The sequence below is a fragment of the Streptomyces sp. NPDC002309 genome, assembly GCF_053593375.1.
Genome location: NZ_JBSFCI010000002.1, coordinates 266,091 through 289,723 on the forward strand (window position 1 = coordinate 266,091; position 23,633 = coordinate 289,723).

The following is a 23,633-nucleotide window of genomic DNA, read 5'->3' on the forward strand; positions in this document are numbered from 1 at the left end:
CAGGCCTCCGGCGTGCGATCACAATCTCCGGAAGGAGAGGCCGAAGTCATGGCAGCACAGTTCGTTCGCTACACACCGGACATCGAGGACGACGATCCGCACTTCGACCAGAACGTACGGACGGTGATCGAGAAGACCGAGAGCTACATCGCCGAGTCAGTGGAGGCAGGCGGCACCGGACAGGCCCTTCGCGACGCCCACGCCAAGGGGTACGGCCTGGTCCGGGGGGAGGTGGAGATCCTGGACGGGCTCCCCGCCGAGTACGCACAAGGGATCTACGCGACCCCGGGTACCCACGAAGCGCTCATCCGCTTCTCCAACGGCTCACCCCACGCGGGAGCCGACGCGCGACTCGGTGCCGCCACCGGACTGGCGCTGAAGATGTTCGGCATCCCCGGCCCGACCCTGCTGGAGGACGAGCCGGACTCGGGCACCTTCGACTACGCCAACATCAACGGGCCGATCTTCTTCTGCAACACGGTCGAGCACTACCTGTTCATCCAGGAGCTGTTCCTCGTCGCGCCGGCCTACTTCTCCCAGGGTCGGCCCGGGGCACACCGCTTCTTCACCGATTTCGTGACCGGCAAGGGAACGCTGGACCAGGACGACTGGGCGTGGGACGAGTTCCTGGCGTTCCTGCGCCTGTCGAAGACCCCGCCGACGAACCTGCTGCTGTCGACCTACTGGACGATGGGCGCGGTCCGGCACGGGGACTATGTCGCCAAGGTGCGCATCGCCCCCGACCCGGCCTCCGCGGCCGCGGTGGCCCGGCGCACCGTCGACCCGGCCTCGGCTGCCGAGGTCTTCCGACCCGCCCTGCAGGCCGAGTTGCGGGAGCGGCCGTACGCCTTCGACATCCAGGTCCAACTCTGCACCGACCTGCAGCACATGCCGGTGGAGGACACCACCGTGGAGTGGCCGGAACGGCTCTCGCCGTCCTTCACCGTGGCAAAGCTGCGGCTGCCCCGGCAGGACATCTCCGAGCCGGGGAACCTGGAGAAGATGGACGCACTGTCCTTCACGCCCTGGCGGGTCACGGCCGAACACGCCCCGCTGGGCAACATCATGCGGGCGCGCAAGGAGGTCTACCGGCGGTCCTCCATAGAACGCCACAAGCTCAACCGGCAGCCGCGGACCGAGCCCCGGAGCGCCGACGAGGTGCTCGGCCCGGCCCGATGACGACGGCCCCGGGCGCCGGGCCGACGACTCCTGGCGCCCGCTTCCCACGCGTCGCGCCGGCCGCCCGGCGTGTTCAGCTGCCCGGCATGGCCTTTCCGAACACGGGGTCGTTCCCCGACTTGCCGATGCCCACGGTCGTCGCCCCGAAGCTCACCACGCCGGTGACCGTGACACCTCGGGTGGAGCCGCGCAGGACCCATACCGCGCCGTCGTCGCTGTTCTCGCCGGCCGCGCCCACCGACAGATCGGCGCGACCGTCCTTGTTGTGGTCGGCGAGGTGGACGGCGCCGCCGAACATGTCCGAGGACTCGCCGGTGCCCGGGACACCCGCGGTGTTCTGGTGGAAGGACTGGGCGCCGGTCCCCGTCAGGCCGGAGGCGCCACCGCGCAGCACCCAGACGTTCCCCGTGTGGGACGCGGAGCCGATGGTCTCGAAGACCGCGCCGACGGCGAGGTCCGGGTAGCCGTCGACGTCGCCGGTGGCCAGTGAGCCGCCGAACATGTCGTCGGACTCGTCCGTGTCCGGCACGCCCGGGGTGTCCTGGCTGAAGTGGGCGCCGCGCGTGGTGTCGACGCCCGCCGCACCGCCGTAGAACACGGTGACGTAGCCGCCCTTCGCCGGCCGGTCGAAGAGGGGGCCGGAGTCGGTGCCGACGACCAGGTCGTCGTGCCCGTCGCGGTCGAAGTCGGCCGCGGTGAGCGCGCTCGCGTACTCCGACCCCACCGCGGTCTGCAGCTTGAGCCCGGCCGGGGAGCCCCGGTAGACGAAGTTGCCTGTGGAGGACCCCACCACGACGTCGTCCGCCCCGTCGTCGTCGAAGTCCCCGGCGGCCAACCGGACCGCGCCCCTGGGGTACGCGCCGGGGGTGATCTGCGCGTCGAGGCGCAGCTTCCCGGCCGCGCCGCCGGACCTGGTGAAGCCGCCCTTGAAGATCCACACGTCCTTGCCGGTGGAACCGACCGCCAGATCGACCTCCCCGTCACGGGTGAAGTCGCCGACCGCGAGGGACTGGCCGAACCGGTCGTGACCCGACGCGTCGGGGTCGCTGATCGTCGTGCCACCGGACAGGCCGGACGACCCGCCCCACAGGATCGTGACCGCACCGCCGTCGACGTCGCCGCCGACGTCCTCCAGCGGTGTGCCGACGACGAGATCGCCGTAGCCGTCCCTGTCGAGGTCGCCGCGCGCCAGTTCGGTGCCGAAACGGTCGGAGGTCTCCGAGGTGCCCGGCACACCGGAGGAGTCCTGCGACGTGGTCTTGCGGCGCGCGGCGCTGATGCCGCTCGACGAGCCGTAGTTGACGACCACGGCGCCCGCCTTCGCCTTCCCGCCCACGACGGCACCCGGGGCGGCGCTCGCCAGGTCGCGGTAGCCGTCGCCGTTGAAGTCGTCGGCGAGGCGCGACGGGACGGCACTCGCGCTGCCGGGCAGGGCGACGAGCAGGCCACCTGCCAGGGTGGCCGCGACGGCGGCGGCGCCCAGGACGACGAGACACCGGGAGCGCGTGTGATCGGGCCGGGCCATGAGTTCCTCTCCGAGTGCTGCCTGCGGGCTCAGAGAAGACCTCCGATGATGCCGAATGGATGTACGAGGCGCGGCACCGCGACGCCCGCTCGAAGGCCACCCGGGTCCGGCGTCAGTACACGCCCTTGGAGACCTGCCACCCGGAGTCGATCTTCGCAAAGGGAGCCGAACGCCCCCTTTTCCCTTTTCCCTGCGAGAACTCTCAGCCCCCGGACCGCCCCCCACGCGCAGCCCCAGGAGAGCCGCCGCAGGTCCCGCGCGGGTGTGACGTTGGTCGCGGCCGGGGAATCCCTGTCGCCGTGCCGTCGTACAGTCGTCCCGACCGGCGGTGGCCGCGGCGCCGCGCGCGTCCCCTGAGGTCACAGCGCTGTCGGACGCGGTGCGCGGGCCGGGAGGGCGGGGCCGCGGCGGTCGGAGTCCGTGGTCGCCACGTGAGAATTGGGTGTGCGGCCCGGCGGATATTCCCGGGCCGCCGGTCCGATCGAAATCATCGACAGTGCAGGGCCGATCGCACCGTGCTACTGTCGATCGCAGTTGCAGGTGTGGTTGCCAGAAGATTAATTTCCGACGGGGTAATCATCACGGCGACAAGGAATTAACACACGGTTAATTCCTGAAAACGCCTCCGAAGGAGAAATCAAATGGCTACCGGCACCGTGAAGTGGTTCAACTCGGAAAAGGGCTTCGGCTTCATCGAGCAGGACGGCGGCGGCCCCGACGTCTTCGCCCACTACTCCAACATCGCCTCCTCGGGCTTCCGCGAGCTGCAGGAAGGCCAGAAGGTGTCGTTCGACGTCGCCCAGGGCCAGAAGGGCCCGACGGCCGAGAACATCGTCCCCGCCTGACACCGGCGGCTGACGCGACACTTCGCAGCTGGGGCCCGCACCTCTGGGGTGCGGGCCCCGGCTCGCTGTATTTCAGGGCGTACGACGGGAAGATTCCGTCACGGCACCGGCCGGTGACCCGTTCCCGCCGGTTCGAATAGGCCCGTATCTACTTCGGCTCGTCTCGAGATTCTCTGCGCGTTCGACCGCTGCGGGAATTCCTTGATACGCGCCTCATCAAGGAAGGTTCCGCATGAAGCGTGCCCGCATGTCCCGCCCCTCCGACGGCTTCGGAGGGGCGTCCGACCGCTCCGGAGGGGGTAACGGCGCGGGCGCCGGCCGCTCCGGTGGGCGCGGCGGCTCCGGTGCCGGCCGCTCCGGTGGTCCGCGCCGTTCCCGGGGCAACGGGAACCGGTCCGCCGGACGGCCCGTGCAGGGCGAGTTCGCGGCGCCGGAGACGATCACTCCCGCGCTGCCGGCCGTCGACTCGTTCACCGATCTCGCCCTGCCCGCGCAGATGCTGGCCACGCTCGGCCGCGAGGGTGTGACCGTGCCGTTCCCGATCCAGGGGGCGACGCTGCCCAACTCCCTGGCCGGCCGGGACGTGCTCGGCCGGGGCCGCACCGGCTCGGGCAAGACCCTCGCCTTCGGCCTGGCCGCCCTGGCCCGTACCGCGGGCAAGCGGGCCGAGCCGCGGCAGCCGCTCGCCCTCGTCCTCGTCCCCACCCGCGAGCTCGCCCAGCAGGTCACCGACGCGCTCACCCCCTACGCCCGTTCCGTGAGCCTGCGACTGGCCACCGTCGTGGGCGGCATGTCCATCGGCAGGCAGGCCAGCGCGCTGCGCGGCGGGGCGGAGATGGTCGTCGCGACGCCCGGCCGGCTCAAGGACCTCATCGACCGGGGCGACTGCCGGCTGGACACCGTCGACATCACGGTGCTCGACGAGGCCGACCAGATGGCCGACATGGGCTTCATGCCCCAGGTCACCGCCCTGCTCGACCAGGTGCGCCCGGGTGGGCAGCGGATGCTCTTCTCGGCCACCCTGGACCGCAACGTCGACCTGCTGGTGCGCCGCTACCTGTCGGACCCGGTGGTCCACTCCGTCGACCCGTCGGCGGGCGCCGTCACCACCATGGAGCACCACATCCTCCATGTGCACGAGGCGGACAAGCACCGCACCACCACCGAGATCGCGGCGCGCGACGGCCGGGTGATCATGTTCCTGGACACCAAGCACGCTGTGGACCGGCTGACCAAGCACCTGCTGAACAGCGGGGTGCGCGCCGCGGCGCTGCACGGTGGCAAGTCCCAGCCGCAGCGCACACGGACGCTGGCCCAGTTCAAGACCGGGCATGTGACGGTCCTGGTGGCGACCAACGTCGCGGCGCGGGGCATCCACGTCGACAACCTCGACCTGGTCGTCAACGTCGATCCGCCCAGCGACCACAAGGACTACCTGCACCGCGGCGGCCGTACCGCCCGCGCCGGCGAGTCCGGCAGCGTCGTCACCCTGGTCACCCCCGACCAGCGTCGCGACATGAGCCGGCTGATGGCCGCGGCGGGCATCACGCCCCGGATCACGCCGGTGCGCTCGGGTGAGGAGGAGCTGAGCCGGATCACCGGCGCCCAGGCGCCCTCCGGTGTGCCGGTCGTCGTCACCGCGCCGCCCGCGCAGCGTCCCTCGGGCGCGTCCTCCGCCTCGTCGCCGAGCCGCCGGGGCCGCCGCGGCCGCTCGGGCCAGGGCAGGCCCGTCGGAGAGACGGCGCGGCGCAGGCCGCAGCGGCGCACCGGTTCCGGGTCGGCCGCCTAGAACGTCGGCGGCCCGCCGCGCGCACACCGGCGCGGGCCGCCGTCGAGGACCGGGTGAGGGCCCTGCCGACGGGTGTCGGCGGGGCCCTCGTCGCGCGTCGCCACCCTGTGCGACAGCGGGAAGCCAACGGCGTCAGGGCCGGAGGATGGTGTTGAATTTCCTCCGGGGCCCTGCCGCCGTACGGCGCGAGGGCCCCTCGACGCGTTGCAACGAGGTGACATGGCAGCAGATACCCAGCTCAGCGATCGTCTGGACGACGACGACTACCCCGCGTACACCATGGGCCGGGCCGCCGAGATGCTCGGCACCACTCCCGGTTTCCTGCGGGCCGTCGGTGAGGCTCGTCTGATCACGCCGCTGCGCTCGGAAGGCGGGCACCGCCGCTACTCCCGCTACCAGCTGAGGATCGCGGCGCGTGCCCGCGAGCTCGTCGACAGAGGGACCCCGATCGAGGCCGCCTGCCGCATCGTCATCCTCGAGGACCAGCTGGAGGACGCGCAGCGCATCAACGCCGAGTACCGCCGCGCCGCGGACGAGGCGTCCGAGAGGTCCGGTCCCGGTCCGCGCTGAGAGCGTCACCCGAAGGTGAGCGGCGTCCTCAGCGGCACCGTCACGGCACACCGAGTTCGAAGAGGGCGTAGCCCGCGTACGAGCCGGAGGCCAGGGCCGCCGTGCCGAGCAGGGCGCAGAGATGGGCTGTGCCGAGACGGCGCAGTGCGACGGCGAGCGAACATGAAGGCGCCGAAGCCGATGAGCTTCAGGCCGCCGTAGAGGGCGAGCACCGGGCCGTACCGCGCGACCGCGCGGCGCAACCGGTGCCCGCGTCCGGGCAGGGGTGGGCTGTCCGGCAGCCGTGCGTTCCAGGCGGCCGGACCGGGGAGCGTCGTGGTCATGAGGCCCGGGGCTCGCTCCGCCGTCGGGGCCGGGTGCCGAACACCCACGCCCGGAAGAGCAGGAAGCGCAGCAGTGTCGCCGTGAGGTTGGCGGCGATCAGCACGGCCAGTTCGACGCGCGGCCCGGCCGAGGGCGCCGCCTGGTGCAGCAGGGCGAGCGAGCCGCTGGTGAGCGTCAGACCGAGCAGGAACACCACCAGCCCCCTGGCCTGATGGCGCATCGCACCGCCGGGCCCGCGGATGCCGAAGGTGAGACGGCGGTTGGCGGCGGTGTTGCCGATGGCGCAGATCAGCAGTGCGAGCGCGTTGGCGGCCTGGGCTCCCACCACCGGTCGCAGCAGCGAGTACAGCAGGAGGTGGGCGAGGGTGCTCACCGCTCCGACGGTGGCGAACCGCACGAGTTGCATCACCAGCCCGCCCGACGGCCCGTCGCCTTCACTGCGCCGCAGCTCGGCCGGCGGCAGGGTGCCGCGCGCCAGGGCCGAGCCGATCCGGGCGATGCCGCGCAGGTCGGCCAGGGCGGTGGCGACGATGTCGACCCGGCTGTCGGGGTCGTCCACCCAGTCGACCGGCACCTCGTGGATGCGCAGCCCGGCCCGCTCGGCGATGACCAGCATCTCGGTGTCGAAGAACCAGCCGGTGTCCCGCACCAGGGGCAGCAGCCGCTCGGCCACGTCCCGCCGTACCGCCTTGAAGCCGCACTGCGCGTCGGAGAAGCCCACGGAGAGCGTCGAGCGCAGCAACGCGTTGTAGCAGCGGGAGGTGAACTCCCTCTTGGGACCGCGCACGACGCGGGCGCCGCGGGCCAGCCGGGTGCCTATGGCGATGTCGGAGTGGCCGGATATCAGCGGCGCGACCAGCGGAAGCAGGGCGGCCAGTTCGGTGGACAGGTCCACGTCGACGTAGGCGAGCACGGGAGCCGGCGAGCGGGTCCAGGCGGCGTACAGGGCCCGTCCGCGCCCCTTCTCGTCCAGCCGCAGCTCCTCGACCTCGGCCAGTTCACCGGCCAGCCGGGCGGCGATCTCGGGCGTGCGGTCGGTGCTGGCGTTGTCGGCGATGGTGATGCGGAACGCGTAGGGGAACGTCTCGCTCAGGTGCGCGTGCAGCCGCCGCACACTCGGCTCCAGGTCCGTCTCCTCGTTGTACACCGGGACGACGAGGTCCAGGACGGGGTCCGGGTGATCGGTCGGGACCGGGGTGCGTCGGGGCAGCGGGTGTACGTCCTTCACGGCGGCGGTCCCTCGCTCAGTCACTGGTTCGTCCTTGTGGGTGCTCCGGCGCAGGGTATGCCGAAAGCACGCGGGCGTCGGCGGCCGTGGGCCGCGGTGTACGGGTCATGGGCCGGTGCGCGCCGTCGAGGTCGGCGCCCCGGGCGGATCGGGCAGGTCCGTCGAGTCCGCCGGGTCCGGTGTGCCGGACGGCGGGTGCGAGGTGGAGTACGGCGGCGTCGTCGTGCCGGTGGGCCCTGCCGGGAGCGCGGGTTGCGTGGACGCGTCCGGTGTCGGTGTCGGCCCCGGGCCGGAGGACTGTGGGCTCGTCGCGGGCCGCGGCAGGGGTCCGGCTGGTTCGGCCCGGTCCGGGCCGCCGGGCAGCAGGAGCAGTCCGACCACGAGTCCGGCGACGGCGAGGAGGGAACCGGCGGCCCGCTGTGCGGCGCGGGCGCGGCGGCGGGCCGCGACGCCTTCCCGGAGCCGTTCCCGGTGCCGCGGCCCGAACGGGCTGTGCTCCTCGCTGTCGCGCATCATCCGCGCCAGCCGCCGCTCGAAGTGGTCCATGGGGTTCTCCTTCACCGCACCGGCTCGACGACGTCGGCCAGCAGCTCCCGCAGCCGTGCCACTCCCCGCGCGGCATGGGAGCGGGCCGTGCCCACCGGGCAGCCGAGCGCCTCCGCCACCTGCCGCTCGGGCAGGTCCTGGTAGTAGCGCAGCACCACGGCCACCCGCTGACGGGGGGTCAGCCGGGCCAGTGCGGCCTCCAGTCGGGAGCGCTCCGCCACGTCGGCGCAGACGTCGGCCGCCCCGGCCACGTCGGGCAGGCGCTCCACGGGGCGTTCGCCCCACCACAGCCGCCGGCCCGAGCGGGCGGCGGCCCGCACCATCACCTTGCGGACGTATGCCTCCGGCGCCTCCTCGGCGATCCTCGGCCAGACGAACCAGAGCTTGACCAGGGAGTCCTGGACGAGGTCCTCCGCGCGATGGCGGTCGCCGCCGACGAGCAGCCGGGCGAGGTGCAGCAACACCGGCCAGCGGGCCGTGACGAACTCGTCGAACTCACCCGCCCGCGCCTGCTCCATCCACACCGCCCCCCGCTCCCGCCGCTCGCCCACATCTGGAGTAAAGACGTCGGCGGCCCCGCCCCTATGCACCCGCCGCCAGTGATCCGGGTCACATCGACAGCCGTCCCGGTCTTCGAGCGCGACTTCGACCATGCCTTCGACCGCGGTGCGGAATGTAAGACCAGTCATCACTTCATTTCACGCGCGGCGACCGTTTTATTACCTTAATCGTTCACCCGTTTGCCGCGCATCCGGCGGAATGGGGTGCCGTTAGTTTGGATATGACCAAGGCAACCAGGGACGGTTTTTTCGGCCTGTTGGCGAGTCAGCAGCGAGGGGGCCGGGCTGCGGGACATGCGGTGACGCTGGGTCCCTACACTTACATTCCGGCCCCGGCCCACTGCTCGGCCGGTGTCAACGGAACACTCACCAAAGACGGTCCCCCGGTGGCACTCCGGGCCACCGAGCCGATTCTCCGGAATTTCCTGCACGTCATGGCCGAGCTGGAAGACGATCTCGCCCGAAGGTGGCTGGCGCCACAGGGCGCGGCCGGCTTCTCAGCGGCGAAATAGCAAGCCGCATGTATACGCACGGCCATGGCACTCATGGCACTCACGGCAACCAGGGCACTTATGGCGACCAGGGCACGTATGGCACCGGTCGGCACCGAGGTCCCGCCGAGGCGTACCCGCAGCCCCTGGTTCCCCCGGACTCCGCCTGGGACCCCGCCGAGGAGCTGGCGTTCATGCTCCAGGACGCGATGGCGGAGCAGGTTCCGACCTACGTCCCCGTGGATGTCCCCATGGATGTCCCCGCGGACATCCCCCTGGACATCACTCCGGCGGACACCTCGGTCACCGCTCCCGTCCCCGGCTCGCCGCTCGGGAACCTCCAGGAGATCACCGCCGAGCTGCCGCCGCTGAGGGATTCCCCGAAAGGCCACCGCAAGCCCCGTGCGCGCGTCGGCCGCAACGCCCTGCGCGCGGTCAGCCGGTTTCTCGCCGCGCTGGCGGCGGTCATCGCGTGCAGCGTGAGTTTCTTCGGCGGAATGGCCGTCTACGAACCGCTGCGCCTTTCCGTTTCCCGAACGCAAGACGGCATTGTTTCCTTGTGGCCCCTGTTGATCTACGGCCCCTGGCTGGTGGCCTCGCTGTCCGTCCTGCGGGCCGCCCTCCATCAGCGCCGGGCGGTGCACTCCTGGTGTGTGATTCTCCTCTTTTCGACGGCGGCAATGCTTTTATGCGTCGCGCAGGCGCCCCGGACGGTGGTCGACACCGTCACGGCCGCCCTGCCCGGTCTGGCGGCGCTCGCCTGCTTTCAGCAGCTCGTACGGCAGATCACGCTGACCCGCCCGCCCCGGCGCACGCTGCCACGGCACCGCTCGCGGCCGCCCGCCCCGTCCCCCGGCGCCGAGGAGTCGCGGGGCCCGGCGCCCCGGGAGGGCCGTCGGGAGGCCACGCGCCCCGCCGCCTCCTCGCGGAGCGCGCGTGAGCGGGACTCCTCGGCACGGCTGATTCCGAAGCAGGGCGCCACCCGAAGGTAGGCGCCCTGCCCGGGCCCGGGTGAAGTGAGGCGCCCCGCCCGGCCCGGGTGAAGTGAGGCGCCCCGCCCGGCCCGGGTGAAGGTAGGCGCCCCGCCCCGGCCCGTGTGTCAGACGAGGCGCTTGCGGCCCCACAGGAAGAGGAACGCCGCGACGGCCGCCGTCAGCGCGAACAGGATCGCCGCGCCGAGCCACTGCATGCCGGCCATCTGGGACATCGGCAGATAGTCCACCGCCCAGCCGACCACGTCCTTCTGCCGCAGGCACAGGTCGCGGGCCTGCTCGGACGCCGAGTCGGTACAGGTGCTCCACCCGAGCAGCTTCCCGTCGCCGGTGAGGTACCACTGGTCGATCTGGTAGGCGCCGTCGGGGAGGACCGGGAACGAGTCCTCCGCGAGGACGCCCTTGTCCGTGGTGACCGTGACGACGTCGCCGAGCGACAGCCGCAGTTGGCCCCAGGCGAGCTGGACTGCGACGGCGAAGCCGAAGGTGACCACCATGGCCGTCAGCGTGCGGCGGAGCACCACGCCGATCGCCACCCCGCCCACGACGGTGAGGAGGGTGAGGGCGACGGGCACCGGTCCGGTGGTGTCGAAGGCGGTGCTCGTCCAGTCCAGGACCATGGTCCCTTCCTTGACCGGCTCCCACCACCAGCCGAACCCGGCCGACAGGGCGATCGTGCTCACCGTCAGCACCAGCGCGGTCAGCCCCAGCTTGGTGGCCAGCCAGCGGGAGCGGCTCGCGCTCTGGGCGGCGACCAGCTTGGCGGTGCCGTGCTCCAGGTCGCCCGCCAGCAGCGGTGCGCCGACGAACACACCTAGCACGACCGGCATCAGGCCCAGCGCGGTGCCGACCGGGCCGAAGGCGGCGGCGTAGGGCTGGAACTCGGTGCCCAGGCTGTCGAGGCTGTTCTCGGGCCAGCCGTAGCCGGTCAGGAACTCCATCATGGTGTGCCGCTGGAAGGCGATCCACGCCAGCAGGAGCACGCTCGCGCCGAGCACCGTCAGATACGCCGCCCGGTGCTGGCGCCAGACCAGCCAGGTCATGCCGGAGAGGCGGAGGCGGAGACGGCGGCGAGGGGCGGGGGTGTCGGCGCCGGTGGTGACGGGCGTGCCGGTGAGGGTGCTCATGCGGCCACCGCCCGGGAGCCGTGCACCTGCGCGGTGGGGGTGATCAGCGAGGGCGCGTCCGCGGAGCGCAGATGGGCGAGCAGGAGTTCCTCCATGGTCGGGGCGGCCGCCTCCCAGGGGCCGGTGACCGGACCCTCGGCACGGACGAGGGCGGTGAACTGGCGTCCGGTGGCGCGGGTCTCGACGAGGGTGTGACGGGCGAGTCCGGCGGGCAGGCCCTCGTCCTCGCGCACGCCGGTGACCAGGGTGTGCGCGGCGAGCAGTTCGTCCACGTCGCCGGCGAGGCGCACCGCGCCGGCGGCAATCACGACGAGGTAGTCGCAGACGTTCTCCAGCTCGGCCAGGACGTGCGTGGACATCAGCACGGTGGTGCCGCGCTCGGCGGCCTCGGCCATCAGGGTGCCCATCAGCTCGTGCCGCACGACCGGGTCGAGGTCGGACATCGGCTCGTCGAGGAGCAGCAGGTCGGGCCGCTTGCCGAAGGCGAGCGCGAAGGCGACGCGGGTGCGCTGCCCGCCGGAGAGGGTGCCGACCCTGGCGTCCAGCGGCACGTTCCCGGCGCGGACGATGCCCTCGGCGGCCTCCTGGTCCCAGTGGGGGTTGAGCTCCCGGCCCATCCGCAGGATCTCGGCCACCGTGAAGCGGCGGTACAGCGGCTTCTCCTGGGCGAGGAACGCCGTCCGCCGGCCGGCCTCCGCCGACTCCGGGGCCGCGCCGAACACCCGGAGCGTGCCCTCGGTCGGCTCCAGCACGTTCGCGGCGATGCCCATCAACGTGGTCTTTCCCGCCCCGTTGGGGCCGACCAGCCCGCAGATCCGTCCGGCCGGCAGCCGGAACGAGCAGTCCCGCAGGGCCCAGCCCCGTCGGTAGCGCACCCCCACGCCGGAGGCCTCCAACGCCGTGTCCCCGGCGTACTGACCGTCACTCACGTCATCCACCACCATTTAACTACTTGATTAGTGGAATGATGATGGAAGGCGGCGGGCGCTCCTGTCAACGCCGCCCGGAGACGTGATCCATGTCACCGCGCCCCCGGCCGCGCGGGCGCCGCCCGGAACTTCGGGCAGCGGGCAGGCGTTGCCACCACGACGTGTGCGAACGCACACCGACGACCGGAACGACACGGCTGAAGCCGAGGTGGCACGGGATATGTGGGATCGGATCAAGGACCAGGCCAAGAACCTGCAGCAGCAGGCTCAGGGCGCGCGCGGCTCCGGCGGCCAGGGATACGGCGGCCAGGGCGGGCACGGCGGCCAGGGCGGATACGGCGCCCCCGGCGGACACGGCCGGCCGGGCTCCGGGTCCTCCGGCGGCTCGCGCGCCCAGCTGGTCAGCACCCTGAAGTCGCAGCTCACGTCGTTGAAGACGGAGCTGAAGAGCGGCGCCTACCGGGACGCCAGCATGGCCATGTGCGCCCTGGTCGCGGCGGCCGACGGACATGTCGACCCAACCGAGCGGCAGCAGATGGAGTCGCTGATCCTCAACAACGACGTCCTGCAGAACTTCCCGCCGGAGCAGCTGCGTCAGCGTTTCAGCAAGCACGTCGACCAGCTGGCGTTCGACTTCCCGCAGGGCAAGACACAGGTCCTGCAGGAGATCGCCAAGGCGGCCAAGAAGCCGACGGAGGCGCGGGCCGTCATCCAGACCGGTCTCGTCATCGCCGGGGCCGACGGCTACATCGCGCCGGCCGAGGAGCAGGTGCTGCGGGAAGCGTGCTCGGTGCTGGGCCTGTCGCCGCAGGAGTTCGGCCTCTGATCCCGCGCCGGCTCTTCGGCTGAACGCCGCGCCACCGGCGAGGGGCGATTCTGTCGCGGCTGCCGCAGATATCGCCCCTCGCGCAGGCTAGGGTTTTTGCGTGTCCCCTGACCGTGTGCCCGACGATCCCGCCACCGCCACCGCCACCGCCACCGCCGCCCCCGCCGGCAACCTCGACGACGACGACTACCCCGCCTACACCATGGGCCGGGCGGCCGCCGTCCTCGACACGACCCCGGCGTTCCTGCGCGCCCTGGGCGAGGCCAGGCTGATCACCCCCCTGCGCTCGGAGGGCGGCCACCGCCGCTACTCCCGCCACCAGCTGCGGACGGCAGCCCGTGCGCGGGAACTGGTCGACCAGGGGACCCCGATCGACGCCGCCTGCCGCATCATCAGCCTGGAGGACCAGCTCGCCGAGGCCCGGCGGCAGCTCGGGGGCCAGGGAAAAGGACACCGCCCCGAAGGCCGCTGAACCGCTGAATATCTGTCGTGGCGGGAGCAGAATTTCTGTACCCAAAAAGGGAATGCGAGCTCGCGAGAATCGCCCGGGCCATATACCCGTGACTGTGCTAGCTTTGATAGGAGCACTCGTTTTTAGGGAGATTGAATATGGCATCTGGCACCGTGAAGTGGTTCAACGCGGAAAAGGGCTTCGGCTTTATCGAGCAGGACGGTGGCGGCGCCGACGTGTTCGCTCACTACTCGAACATCGCCACCTCCGGCTTCCGCGAGCTTCAGGAAGGCCAGAAGGTGACCTTCGACGTGACGCAGGGCCAGAAGGGCCCGCAGGCCGAGAACATCGTTCCCGCCTGACGCGTGGTGGTACATCGGGGCCCGCACTCCACGGAGTGCGGGCCCCGACGCATGTGCCTCACCGGGACGACGGGGTCACCCGCGCAGAGCGTCCGGCGACGAGGGCGTCCCGGGCCACGGTGACGACGTGCTCCCGGAGCCGCTCCGTGAACAGCCGCATGTTCTTGCGCGCGATGTCGGTGTCCGGGTAGCGGCTGGCGAGCTGGAGCCCCTCGTGCAGACGGGTCAGCCAGACGCAGACCTGGTCGCCGTACGACACCCGGATCAGGCCGTACGCCTTCAGGTCGTGCCACTGCTCGGAGCCGGTGGTGGCGCGGGCGTCGACGAAGGAGACGATCGAGTACAGGTCGGGTGAGGTGGGGCGGAAGTCGGCGCCCAGGAGCTTCAGGACGCGGGCGATGGGCTTGCGGGACAGGGGGCGGTTCTCGCGCAGCGCGGCGCGGACCAGGCGCAGCGTGGCGTCGAAGTCGGGTGTCCCGGCGACCGGGATCTCGATCGGCGCGCCGCCGACGTACCAGCCGACGGAGTCCGACCACTGGGAGCGGACCCGGGTGTGGAAGGGCACGACCGTGCGGTACACCTGCTGTCCGCCGATCTCCCGGACGATGAGCGCGGTCGCGGCGAGCACCCCGACCAGGCTGCCGCCGTAGGGGCGGCAGTACGCCTCGAAGGCGGCGGCGTCCGCGTCGTCGACGAGCATCTCCTGCATGAACTTCTGTGTGGGCAGCGGCCCTTCCGGGTCGAGGCCCAGCTCGACGGGGAAGTTGGGTAGTTTCCCGTCGCAACTCACGATGAACTCCCGCCAGCGGCCGACGATCTCGTGGGTGTCGTCGAGGCGGTCGGCCTCGGTGCGTTCGAGGGCGCAGAAGTCGACGTAACTGGCGACCGGCGGCGATTCGAGGCGGTGGCCGCCGAGGGCCGAGGTGTACAGCTCGTGGATCTCGGCGGGGATGCGGTGGATGGAGTGCGCGTCGACGTTGCTGTGGTCGAACGCCATATAGACGCTGGTGCCGTCGTCCCGGACGACCGCGGTGTAGATGAAGTTGGGCCAGCTGAGCGCGTCCGCCACGGTGTCGAAGCGGTCCTGCAGATAGCGGGTCAGCCGGGCCGCGTCGCCGAAGGCGCCGCGGTCCTCGCGGTGCAGGACGACCGCGTCCGCGTCGAGCGTGAAGCGCCGCATGTCGTCACCGATCCAGCGGAATCCGCTGCGCAGCGTCTCGTGCCGCAGGGTCCAGGCCCGCAGGGCCTCCTGGAGCGCGCCGAGGTCGACCTGGCCGGGGATGTCGAAGGCCGCTCCCAGCCAGGTCGGCACGAACAGCCCGTCCTCGCGCACGGTGCGCGCGGTGCGCACATGTGACTCCTGGACGTACGCCGGCGGCCGGGTGTCCTCCGGCATGTCCGCCGCGGCCCGCACCGCCGCCGGGTGCAGCGTCCACTCCACGAGCCGCCCGGGGCGGATCTCGCAGCGCTGGATGTCCGTCATTCGCACAGCATTCTCCGTTCGTCCGCCCACGGGAGACGAACGGCCGGTGCCGCGACGGGGCGAACGCTGCCTGCTGCGGCACCGGGCGCCCGTGTCTGCTGGGCATCGCTCAGTGCACAACGGGACCAACGCTCAGGTGTGGCGGAGGAAACGGCGGGCGCGGACAGAACGCCCCCGGCACGGCGGCCGGGGGCGTTCGGGAAACGGTCAGGCGGGGCCGGTCACGGGGCGTCGATCAGGTGGTGCGGGGGGACCTTGACCGTGCGGGCGCCCGGTTCGCCGCCGAGGACGACCTTGCGCAGGGCGACGTTGTTGTTCAGGTCGGTCTCCTTGAGCCGCTTCTCCGGGTTGGCGATCACCTGGATGTAGTACGTGCCGTTCGGCAGGTCGGTGATGTCGAAGGACTGGCCCGGACGGTACTGCGTGTAGGTGTCGCCGGAGCCGACGTCGAGCACCTCCCGCACGGAGATCGAGTTCTGCTGACCGCAGGCGGTCGACAGGTCCGTGTTGTACGGGTGCCAGTTGGCGTTCTTCACCGTGTAGTCCACGGCGTCGGTGTTGGCCAGGCAGAACGCCTCCTTGCCGCTGCGCACCTCCTTGGTCTGGTCGGCGCTCAGCAGGCGGTAGCTGGCGAAGTCCGTGAAGTGCCAGTGCTCGTGCCCGACGCGCGGGTCCCACTCCATGGTGCCGGTGGGCGTGTAGCCGATCTGCTTGCCGTTCGCGTCGTAGAAGTACTGGTAGGCGTCCATCAGATCGGCGCCCGGGCTGCGGAACCCGTCCACGACGAGCGGCGCGGGCCCGGCGTTCCAGACGTTCGCGCTGAACGCGAGGTAGTCCTTGCCGGGCACGTCGCCGTCCTCGCCGTCCGTGACGGCGATGTCCCAGGCCGGCAGCGACCGCAGGTCGGGCTTGGGCGCGTTCGCCGGGACGCCCGCGCGCCCGGTGGGCCGCTTGGCATTGGGCTTCAGCGCGGGCGCGATCCGCGAACCGTCGGTGTGGCCCGGCCCGTCGCCCAGGTGCGAGGCACGGCCGCGGTGCTCCATCGCGTGCGACAGCTGGGGCGGGGTGGGCGCGTCGGCGCCGCGCGGGCCGTAGTGGTGGGCGGTGTGGGCGCTCGGGTCGGCGGCGCCGTGACCGCTGTGCGCCCCGTGACCGCCTTGCTGCGCGCCGGAACGCGACGCGCCCGCGTCGCCACCGCCGTCGCTGGTCTGTCGGACGGTCACCTTGACGGTCGGCTGGTCGTTCGGGATGCCGAACAGGTCGCGGTACTTCTTGGCGACCGAGACCTTCGCCGTGTACTCGCCGGCGGGCAGGTCCACGGGCTTGTCGTAGTCGACGGTGCTGGAGTTGGACGCCCAGCCCTTCTCCACGCCCCACACGGAGCCCAGCGTCCACGGGTTCATGGGGCAGCTCTCCGGGTAGTGCGAGGTCGCCGGGGCGTCCGGACGGAGCCGGCCGGAGGCGTTGTTCGGGCAGAAGGTGCCCTTGGACTTCGACACCTCCTGACCGGCCGCGTTCTTGATCGACACCTCCAGGAAGCCGGGCAGCCCGGAGAAGTCCTTCACCAGACCGGCGGGCAGGTTCTTGGTCTGGACGCCGTTGCCGCTCCGCAGGATCTGCTGGGCGACCACCGGGTCCTTGTACGACTTCCGCGTCACCTTGAACTCCAAGGGCGCGTTGTCGACGCTCACATAGGTCCCGAGGTCCAGATAGACCCCGGGCTCCCCCTCCCAGCGATCCAGCGTCACGGATTTCGACGCGGCGATCAGCTTGAGCTTCGGCTTTCCGGGCGTGGTGCTCGCCGGGTCGGCCCCGGAGGCGACGGCGGCGCCGCCCACGACGACGGTGAGCGCGGTGCCGGCGGCGAGCGCCGAACGCCTCACACGGTTGCGGTGTTGCTGACTGGTCATCGGTTCCTCGTCTGCGAGTGCCGCTGGTCGGCGGCATCGGACCGGACAGCTCACGTCCGCGCGGCCACCGCTGTACCGACGCACCCCACGCGTCCGGTGACCGTGACTCTGTGAGCATCCTGTGAGACAGGTGAACTCGGGGTGCGGGTTGCCTGCCGGTGCCGAAGTTCGTGCGAAGGCAGTGCCCGGAGGGCGACCGCGGACCGGCGAATCTGTGCAGGAGTGTCACACCGGCTGCACACGGAGGACGGAATCCGTCGTTAGCGTTGCTGGCCGTTCGGGGGCTGTCGATTCAGGAAGACCGCAGATGGACTACTGGCAGATGGACTACTGCTCCTCGTGCCGACGGCATCTCAACCGCGCCCTGGTGTGCCCTGGATGCGGCGCCTACGCACCGGACATCGCACCGGAGCCGCACGCGCACGAGGAGCCGGAGCCGGCGTATGCCGCACCGGTACCGGACGCCGCGCCCGAGACGGCGGTGATCCCTCTGCGCGACGGCCGCGCGGCACGGCGCAGGCAGCGCATCCGCTGGAAGAAGAGTCAGCGCCGGGCGCTGGTGGCGACGGCCGTGGCGCTGATCGGCGGCGGGCTGACCCTCCAGACCGTGGGGCGCGGCGCGCCCACCGACCGCGCGCAGACGGCCGCGGCACCCGACGAGCTGACGCTGGACACCCCGCAGGGGCATCCGGCCGAGCGAATAGCTCCGCCGGAGACGCGGCCCGAGGAGCGGCGCACCGCGCCCGGCACCTCCGCCACGCCGTCCCGGGACGACCGCTCCACGGCCGGCCGCTCGCAGCAGCGCCCCGCGTCACCGGCTCCGCAGGGCGGGCAGTCCCAGGCCCCGGTCTCCGTCCCCTCGGCACCGCGGCCCCCGCAGCACCGCAGCGACTCCCCCGACGTCCCGTCGGACCCGGTCGCCACCCCCACCGCACCCCAGCCGACCACGCCGCCCCCCGCCGACGCCTCCCCGGCGCCGACCGACCCCGCGGCGCCGCCGCCCGCGCCCCCGGAGTCCACGCCGCCGCAGCTCTGCCTGCTGGTCATCTGCCTGGGCTGACCTCGCTGCGTCGCCGCGGTCCGGGTCTGCGGGCACGCGACGGCCCACCGGCCGGCAGCCGGACCCTGATACGGGTCGGCCGACGGCGGGTGGGCCGAGTGACGGAGCGGACGGGTGTCAGCTGCCCGAAGACCTGCGACGCCGGGTGGCGACGACGATCGCGGCGCCGCCGGCCAGAAGTGCCGCCGCGCCCAGGGCGATCGGGGTCGTGTTGCTGTCGGCGCCCGTCTCGGCCAGGTCCTCGCCGGGACCCGCGGGCGAGGGGGCGTTCGCGGGCGGCGTGCTCGACGGCGGCTCGGAGGCCGGCTCGGTCGGCGCGGGCGTCGTCCCGGCCGGCGTCGACGGCTCGGCGGAGCCCGGCGGCGTCGAGGCGGGCGGGGTGGGAGAGGGAGACGGCGACGTGGTGGCGGGCGGCTCCGACGGCGTCGCCGTGCAGTCCTTCGTCCCGCCGTTCCACGCGGCGATCAGCTTGTCCTTGATCACCGGACGGTCGGGGCCCTTGGGCAGCTCGCCGTGCTCGAAGCCGTCGCCCGCGTCGAGGAGACCGTCGTACTTCACCGCGCCGCGGTAGAGGTCGATCTGCGCGAAGCAGCCCGCGTCCGGTACCGCGATGTCGAGCGAATCGGTCTGCCCCGGCTTCACGGTCGCCGTGTCGAAGTCGACAAACTTCTGCTCACCGGAGGTCGCGAAGGTGGCCCCGTGCGCGAGGTAGGAGGCGAGGGACGCCGTGCAGGTCGCCGCGTCCCCGGCGGCGCGGACCTTGATGTGCACCTTGCCGTCGTCGGTCGGCCGCAGGCTGACGTCGTCGACCTTGACGGATGCCTGGAAGTTCTCGCCGTCGAGCGAGAACTCGCATCGGTCGCTCCCGGTGACCGTCCCGGCCCCGGTCCCGGGCTTGTACCGGGCGCCGGCCCCCCAGCCGTCACCACCGCCCGGCGACCCGGTGGCCCAGGCACCGGAGGCGGATGCGGCGCAGAGCGCGAGCGACGCGGCGCCCGTCCCCAGCAGGCGGCGCGCGGTGACACGTCTCGCAATGGACATGCGTATCCCATCGTGGCGTGCACATGAAGGTGCACAAGGGTGTGTGAAAGGAAGAAGAGGAACACCGGGCCCACTGGTCACATGCGCCACAGTGTGAGCACATGGTGGGACGCCCGGCAGAATGCTGTCAACCTGCGCGCATTCAGAGGGAGTTGACGCGCCCCTCACTCTTCACCCACAGACGGAACAGCCCCCTCCGAGCCCTCCCCTGCGCCCGCACGCGCCGAGGAGGTGGCCCGAATGGCCGGAGACGGAACCCGGGCCTTCGGCCGGGACCGCCGGGGCGGAGCCGGCCGAACGCACCGCCGACCCGCAGCGCGTGCAGGCCGAGTACGACAACTACCGCAAGCGGGCGCGGCGGAACCGGCTCGCCGTACGGCACGTCGCGGTGGCCAACGTGCTGCGCGAGCTGCTGCCGGTGCTGGACGCGGTGGAACGGGCCTGCGCGCACGAGCCGATGACGCCGGGGCTGCGGGAGATCTCCGAGACGCTCCGGGTCCAGGCGGGGGCGCTGGGTCCGGTGGCGTTCGGCGAGGTGGGCGACCCCTTCGACCCGTCCCGCCACGAGGCGCTCGCCCACCGGGTCGACGCGTCCCGCGTCCGGCCGACCCGCACGGCGATCGTGCGCCCCGGCTACCGGGTCGGCGACCATCTGCCGCGTCCGGCCTGTGTGGAGGTCACCGGGCCGTGGCGGGGCCGGTGAACGGCGCGGCCGCGCACGGCCGGCCGGGGTGACCGGGCCGGGCGCCGAGGTGCCGGTTCAGTACCGCACGGCCCGCGCGACCCGCGCGCCCACGTCACCGGACAGCCCGTGCGCGCTGCGGGCCGTGCCCTTGCCGGTCCGTCCCGCGGCCACGTCGGTGACGGTCACGACGACGGCGTCGTGGAGCTGCCCGCCGGAGTCGGTGAAGTCGACCTGCACGGCGAAGGACTTCGGGCCGCCGCCGGTGTTGCGCACCTCGACCTCGACGGCCGTCCGCCCGTCCTTCCCGGTCCGCGGTTCGCCGAGCGTGACCTCGTTCCTGGCGTCGACGCCCTTGATCTCGTCGAGCTCGCGGTCCGCCTCCGCGGATGCCGAGGCGAACATCTCGGAGGCGCGCGCGGCGGCCGAGTCCAGGGCCGAGGCGGCCTCGCCCGCCTTCGCGGCCGGCCCGTCACCGCCGCCCCCGCACCCCACCGCGCCGGTCCCCATGACGCCCGCCAAGGCCGCCGCGACCACCCACCGCCTCCGGTAACCCGCCATGCCGCCTCCACCTCTCCGGCCCCGGCTGGAACCGTCCTGCCCACAGTGAAGGCGGAGGCGGACCCGCCCGCATCCGCGCGGACCGGCACGGGCCGGGGACCGTCACCCGAGTGGCGTCCACCGCGCGGCCGTCCCCCGGACGACGAGGCCGCGCTCGCGGCGGGCGCCTGGGTCGTGTTTCGCCCTAGCCCTCCACGGCCGCCAGCCACAGCTTCACGTAACGCTCCTCGTCGATGTCCAACGCGACGTCGACCAGCGGCTGTTCACGCGCCTCGCCGTGGATCTCCGCCTCGCCGGGGCGCGGCCGGAGGTCGACGACGGTCTGGCCCCTGGTAGGTCCCGGCGCGAGCGCCACCTCGACGGGCAGCGCCCGGGTGGTGAGCCCCGCGGGATCGGCGACCGCGCAGACGGCCCCCGCGTCACCGAGCCCGCCCGCCGGGTCCTCCTCGGTGCCCGGTCCCCGGTGGGCCAGCAGTTCGCCCCCCAGCCGGGCGCCCGGCTGGGAGCTCCGGCGCAGCCGCCGGACGTCCGAGGCGGGCACGACGACGCGCGTGAACACGTCCAGCCCGTACATCGTGAGCGGCACGCCCGAGCTCAGCAGGATCGCGGCGGCCTCCGGGTCGTGCCACACATTGAACTCGGCGACGGGCGTCGCGTTCCCGACCGCGACCGCGCCGCCCATGAAGACGATCCGCTCGATGCGGTCGGCGACCTCCGGATGGGTGCGCAGCAGCAGGGCGATGTTGGTGAGGGGGGCGGTGGGGACGAGGGTGACGGGCCTCGGCGAGGCGAGGATCTCGCGGCGCAGCAGCGTCACGGCGTCCACGTCCACCGGCCTGCGCGCCGGCGCGGGCAGCCCCAGGTCGCCCATACCGTCCTGCCCGTGCACGTGCCGGGCCGGGCGCGGCGCCTCGATCAGCGGCCGGGCGGCTCCCCGGGCGACGGGCACGTCCCCGGCACCGGCCTGCTCCAGCACGGTGAGCGTGTTGCGTACGACGCCGTCGACGTCGGTGTTCCCGGCCACACAGGTGACGGCACGCAGGTCGATCGCCGGGTGCCGTACGGCGAAGAGCAGGGCGAGGGCGTCGTCGACCCCGGTGTCGCAGTCGATGATCACCGGGACGGGCTGTCCGTTCACACGGGCCTCCTTCGACGGGCCACCGGGGCCGTTGGCTCCGCCCGCGACCTTACGCGGATTCCGCCCGCCGGCTCCCCTCGACCGCGTGCTTCGGGTCGGCGTTCCAGCGCCCTGCGGCGCTTCGTCTTCTACTCGTCGGCCTCTACGGGATCGGTGCGTCCGATCGTGACCGCCCAGGTGACGGTCGTGGGTGCCTCCACCCTCACCGTGCCGGGCTTGCCCGCCTCCGGGACGGCGAGCTGGTTGTACGTCTCGGTCGGGGTGTCCGGATCACATTCCTGGCGGAAGGAGGAGTCCATCCGCGGGAGGTCCACGGTGACGGAGCCCCCTCCCACGCAGCTGATCGCGACGAGGAGCGCCTTGCCCTGGGGCCCGCCGGTGCAGGGGAAGGCCGCGTTGCCGCGGGTGGCCGGGTGCCGGCCGGCGAGGGTCTCGTCGGAATCGAGATCCGGGGCCAGGACGGGGGCGGTCCGGTGTGTGGGGGACGGCGTCGGCGACGAGGGCGCGGGGGGCGCGGCGTCGCCGGTGCGGGGGGTGGTGCACGCGGTGGCGAGCAGGAGGAGAAGCGTGCCGGCGGTGACGGCGGGCATCCCGGTGCGCTTACGTGGCATGGGGCGTTCGCGTCGCGTGGGGCGGCCTCGTCCTGGGCGTCGTGTTCCGGGTGAGCACATGCGCGGAACCGTACGGAGAGTCCGCTCGGGGGATCCAGAAGATGTCGAAAGTCTGCGCGAGATGTGAGGGTCGGTCCGTGGTCGCGGTGTCCGGCCCGGCCGGCGGAACCCGCTCACCCATCCGGCCGCACCCCATCCCCGTACGGCCCGGCGTGCTGGTGACCTGCCGGTTCAGGTGTTCCCGTGGACGTGTCCCCCTCTGCAGTTGTCCTGGAGGCACCCCGATGACCCCGTGCCCGCGTCCGCGCTCCGCCGCCCGTCTGCTTCTCGTCTCCGCGCTGTCGGCGAGCGGGTTGCTCGCCGTCACCGGCTGTTCCGGGCTCGCCTCCGACGTCGCGCGGTACGCGTCCTCCCCCCGGACCGCCGCCGGCTCGCCCGGCAGTTCCCCCACGTCCCCCGGGTCCTCGTCCGCCCTCACCGACGAGCAGGCACGGTCCGCGCTGGTCACCGAGGCCGACCTCGGAGACCCCTGGGCGGCCACCCAGGGTGTCGCCACCTGGCGGGACGGGTTCCTCAAGGCCACCACCCCCGCCGGGACGCCCGACTGCCAGCGGCTGATCGACGCCCTCTACAGCGACGAGCTCCTCGGCGCCCCCGCCCGCGCCGTCGCGGGCATCGACGACGGCTACGCCGGTGCCCAGCTGCGCTACCAGGTCTCCGCCCAGCGGGCCGCCGACGTGGACGCGGCGCTGACCTGGCTGCGGAGCCTGCCGCAGAAGTGCCGGCAGTTCACGGCCACCACCGCCCTCGGCGTGGTGCAGGGCGTACAGGTCGCCGACTCGGCGCTGCCGGAGTTCGGTGACGCGCGGCAGGGGCTGCGGATCACGGTCACCCGGGCCAACGGCAACAACACCGCCACCCTCACCCTGGACATCGCCGCCGTGCGCGTCGGTGAGGACGCCTTCACCCTCACCAACGGCGGGCTCGGCGAGGTCTTCACCCAGGTCACCCAGGCGGTCGCCGAGCTGGGGGCCGAGCGGCTGGCGGAGGTGCGCAAGCAGGCCCGGGTGTCGGTCTAGGGCGAACGCCCGCGGCTACCCGCGTTCCCCCTGCACAACCGTCCGCACCGGCTCCGACGCCCGCGCCGGGCCCGCGTTCGCCGCCGTGATCAGGGCCGCGGCCGCGACGACCGCCGCGGCGAACGCCCGCGCGTAACGGGCGGACGACCGCCCGTGGGAAGCGGATGTGGGACCGTGCACGGCAACCTCCGCAATGACAGTGGGGGATTAAGCGGCCTTAATCTCGCTCCTAACCTAGGGGGTCACAAGGGCCAACCGGAAGGGGGCCCAGGGGAGTTGACGAAACCCGCCGGCCCCGGACGGCGACACGAGGACCACCCGCCC

24 protein-coding genes are annotated in these 23,633 nt (G+C 72.5%); 12 read left to right on the forward strand and 12 right to left on the reverse strand.

Annotated elements, in window-relative coordinates:
- The first annotated feature begins 48 nt into the window (after nt 1–48).
- The gene (locus tag ACWCPM_RS02740) at nt 49–1,179 is read left to right on the forward strand and encodes a catalase family protein (protein WP_450974315.1); all 1,131 of its coding nucleotides are present in this window, start codon (nt 49–51) and stop codon (nt 1,177–1,179) included.
- A gap of 73 nt (nt 1,180–1,252) precedes the next feature.
- Here ACWCPM_RS02740 and ACWCPM_RS02745 read toward each other — a convergent pair whose 3' ends face one another.
- Entirely contained in the window at nt 1,253–2,704 is a 1,452-nt protein-coding gene (locus ACWCPM_RS02745) for an FG-GAP repeat protein (RefSeq protein ID WP_450974316.1), read from the reverse strand.
- A gap of 641 nt (nt 2,705–3,345) precedes the next feature.
- On the opposite strand from ACWCPM_RS02745, the gene ACWCPM_RS02750 reads away from it, so the two are divergent.
- The 3 genes from ACWCPM_RS02750 (at nt 3,346) to ACWCPM_RS02760 (ending at nt 5,908) form a co-directional block, all read left to right on the forward strand.
- On the forward strand, nt 3,346–3,549 hold the full coding sequence (locus ACWCPM_RS02750; protein WP_450974317.1) for a cold-shock protein: 204 nt from the start codon (nt 3,346–3,348) through the stop codon (nt 3,547–3,549).
- Nucleotides 3,550–3,781: 232 nt separating this feature from the next.
- A complete protein-coding gene (locus ACWCPM_RS02755; protein ID WP_450974318.1) occupies nt 3,782–5,338 on the forward strand; it encodes a DEAD/DEAH box helicase in 1,557 nt (518 codons plus the stop codon).
- A 219-nt stretch (nt 5,339–5,557) separates the two neighbouring features.
- Nucleotides 5,558–5,908 carry a MerR family transcriptional regulator gene (locus tag ACWCPM_RS02760; RefSeq protein WP_450974319.1) on the forward strand — a complete coding sequence of 117 codons (351 nt, stop codon included), beginning with the start codon at nt 5,558–5,560 and terminating at the stop codon, nt 5,906–5,908.
- 319 nt (nt 5,909–6,227) lie between these two features.
- Here ACWCPM_RS02760 and ACWCPM_RS02765 read toward each other — a convergent pair whose 3' ends face one another.
- The 3 genes from ACWCPM_RS02765 to ACWCPM_RS02775 all read right to left on the reverse strand — a co-directional run bounded on the left by ACWCPM_RS02765 (nt 6,228) and on the right by ACWCPM_RS02775 (nt 8,524).
- Nucleotides 6,228–7,484 (reverse strand): glycosyltransferase, encoded by a 1,257-nt coding sequence (locus ACWCPM_RS02765; protein ID WP_450974320.1) that lies wholly within the window; start codon nt 7,482–7,484, stop codon nt 6,228–6,230.
- Nucleotides 7,485–7,565: 81 nt separating this feature from the next.
- On the reverse strand, nt 7,566–8,006 hold the full coding sequence (locus ACWCPM_RS02770) for a cellulase (RefSeq protein WP_450974321.1): 441 nt from the start codon (nt 8,004–8,006) through the stop codon (nt 7,566–7,568).
- A gap of 11 nt (nt 8,007–8,017) precedes the next feature.
- Nucleotides 8,018–8,524, reverse strand: a complete 507-nt coding sequence (locus ACWCPM_RS02775) for a SigE family RNA polymerase sigma factor (protein WP_450974386.1) — start codon at nt 8,522–8,524, stop codon at nt 8,018–8,020.
- A 263-nt stretch (nt 8,525–8,787) separates the two neighbouring features.
- Here ACWCPM_RS02775 and ACWCPM_RS02780 point away from each other — a divergent pair, with 263 nt between their 5' ends.
- Nucleotides 8,788–9,078, forward strand: a complete 291-nt coding sequence (locus ACWCPM_RS02780) for a hypothetical protein (RefSeq protein ID WP_450974322.1) — start codon at nt 8,788–8,790, stop codon at nt 9,076–9,078.
- Nucleotides 9,079–9,086: 8 nt separating this feature from the next.
- Nucleotides 9,087–10,049, forward strand: coding sequence for a hypothetical protein (locus tag ACWCPM_RS02785; protein ID WP_450974323.1), 963 nt, complete (start codon nt 9,087–9,089; stop codon nt 10,047–10,049).
- Nucleotides 10,050–10,156: 107 nt separating this feature from the next.
- Here ACWCPM_RS02785 and ACWCPM_RS02790 read toward each other — a convergent pair whose 3' ends face one another.
- The gene (locus ACWCPM_RS02790; protein ID WP_450974324.1) at nt 10,157–11,176 is read right to left on the reverse strand and encodes an ABC transporter; all 1,020 of its coding nucleotides are present in this window, start codon (nt 11,174–11,176) and stop codon (nt 10,157–10,159) included.
- Complete coding sequence (locus tag ACWCPM_RS02795) at nt 11,173–12,120, reverse strand: ABC transporter ATP-binding protein (RefSeq protein WP_450974325.1); 948 nt, start codon at nt 12,118–12,120, stop codon at nt 11,173–11,175. The genes ACWCPM_RS02790 and ACWCPM_RS02795 overlap by 4 nt, the downstream gene beginning before the upstream one ends.
- Before the next feature lie 205 nt (nt 12,121–12,325).
- Here ACWCPM_RS02795 and ACWCPM_RS02800 point away from each other — a divergent pair, with 205 nt between their 5' ends.
- From ACWCPM_RS02800 to ACWCPM_RS02810, 3 genes are all read left to right on the forward strand, one after another.
- Nucleotides 12,326–12,931 carry a tellurite resistance TerB family protein gene (locus ACWCPM_RS02800; protein WP_450974326.1) on the forward strand — a complete coding sequence of 202 codons (606 nt, stop codon included), beginning with the start codon at nt 12,326–12,328 and terminating at the stop codon, nt 12,929–12,931.
- Nucleotides 12,932–13,133: 202 nt separating this feature from the next.
- Complete coding sequence (locus ACWCPM_RS02805) at nt 13,134–13,403, forward strand: helix-turn-helix domain-containing protein (protein ID WP_450974387.1); 270 nt, start codon at nt 13,134–13,136, stop codon at nt 13,401–13,403.
- A gap of 137 nt (nt 13,404–13,540) precedes the next feature.
- On the forward strand, nt 13,541–13,744 hold the full coding sequence (locus tag ACWCPM_RS02810; protein ID WP_007383480.1) for a cold-shock protein: 204 nt from the start codon (nt 13,541–13,543) through the stop codon (nt 13,742–13,744).
- 58 nt (nt 13,745–13,802) lie between these two features.
- Here the strand turns inward: ACWCPM_RS02810 and ACWCPM_RS02815 are convergent, their stop codons facing one another.
- Together ACWCPM_RS02815 and ACWCPM_RS02820 are read right to left on the reverse strand one after the other, a co-directional pair.
- On the reverse strand, nt 13,803–15,227 hold the full coding sequence (locus ACWCPM_RS02815) for a condensation domain-containing protein (RefSeq protein WP_450974327.1): 1,425 nt from the start codon (nt 15,225–15,227) through the stop codon (nt 13,803–13,805).
- Nucleotides 15,228–15,448: 221 nt separating this feature from the next.
- Entirely contained in the window at nt 15,449–17,137 is a 1,689-nt protein-coding gene (locus ACWCPM_RS02820; RefSeq protein WP_450974328.1) for a lysyl oxidase family protein, read from the reverse strand.
- Between the two features lie 307 nt (nt 17,138–17,444).
- Here ACWCPM_RS02820 and ACWCPM_RS02825 point away from each other — a divergent pair, with 307 nt between their 5' ends.
- Nucleotides 17,445–18,197 carry an SCO2400 family protein gene (locus ACWCPM_RS02825; protein ID WP_450974329.1) on the forward strand — a complete coding sequence of 251 codons (753 nt, stop codon included), beginning with the start codon at nt 17,445–17,447 and terminating at the stop codon, nt 18,195–18,197.
- A gap of 117 nt (nt 18,198–18,314) precedes the next feature.
- Here ACWCPM_RS02825 and ACWCPM_RS02830 read toward each other — a convergent pair whose 3' ends face one another.
- Nucleotides 18,315–19,238, reverse strand: coding sequence for an LAETG motif-containing sortase-dependent surface protein (locus ACWCPM_RS02830; protein ID WP_450974330.1), 924 nt, complete (start codon nt 19,236–19,238; stop codon nt 18,315–18,317).
- Nucleotides 19,239–19,557: 319 nt separating this feature from the next.
- On the opposite strand from ACWCPM_RS02830, the gene grpE reads away from it, so the two are divergent.
- Entirely contained in the window at nt 19,558–19,941 is a 384-nt protein-coding gene (gene grpE, locus ACWCPM_RS02835) for a nucleotide exchange factor GrpE (RefSeq protein ID WP_450974331.1), read from the forward strand.
- Nucleotides 19,942–19,998: 57 nt separating this feature from the next.
- Here the strand turns inward: grpE and ACWCPM_RS02840 are convergent, their stop codons facing one another.
- The 3 genes from ACWCPM_RS02840 to ACWCPM_RS02850 all read right to left on the reverse strand — a co-directional run bounded on the left by ACWCPM_RS02840 (nt 19,999) and on the right by ACWCPM_RS02850 (nt 22,230).
- A complete protein-coding gene (locus ACWCPM_RS02840; RefSeq protein ID WP_450974332.1) occupies nt 19,999–20,481 on the reverse strand; it encodes a hypothetical protein in 483 nt (160 codons plus the stop codon).
- A gap of 184 nt (nt 20,482–20,665) precedes the next feature.
- Nucleotides 20,666–21,619 (reverse strand): nucleoside hydrolase, encoded by a 954-nt coding sequence (locus ACWCPM_RS02845; protein WP_450974333.1) that lies wholly within the window; start codon nt 21,617–21,619, stop codon nt 20,666–20,668.
- A 128-nt stretch (nt 21,620–21,747) separates the two neighbouring features.
- Nucleotides 21,748–22,230 (reverse strand): hypothetical protein, encoded by a 483-nt coding sequence (locus ACWCPM_RS02850; protein WP_450974334.1) that lies wholly within the window; start codon nt 22,228–22,230, stop codon nt 21,748–21,750.
- Nucleotides 22,231–22,514: 284 nt separating this feature from the next.
- Here ACWCPM_RS02850 and ACWCPM_RS02855 point away from each other — a divergent pair, with 284 nt between their 5' ends.
- A complete protein-coding gene (locus ACWCPM_RS02855) occupies nt 22,515–23,309 on the forward strand; it encodes a hypothetical protein (RefSeq protein WP_450974335.1) in 795 nt (264 codons plus the stop codon).
- Nucleotides 23,310–23,633: the final 324 nt, after the last annotated feature.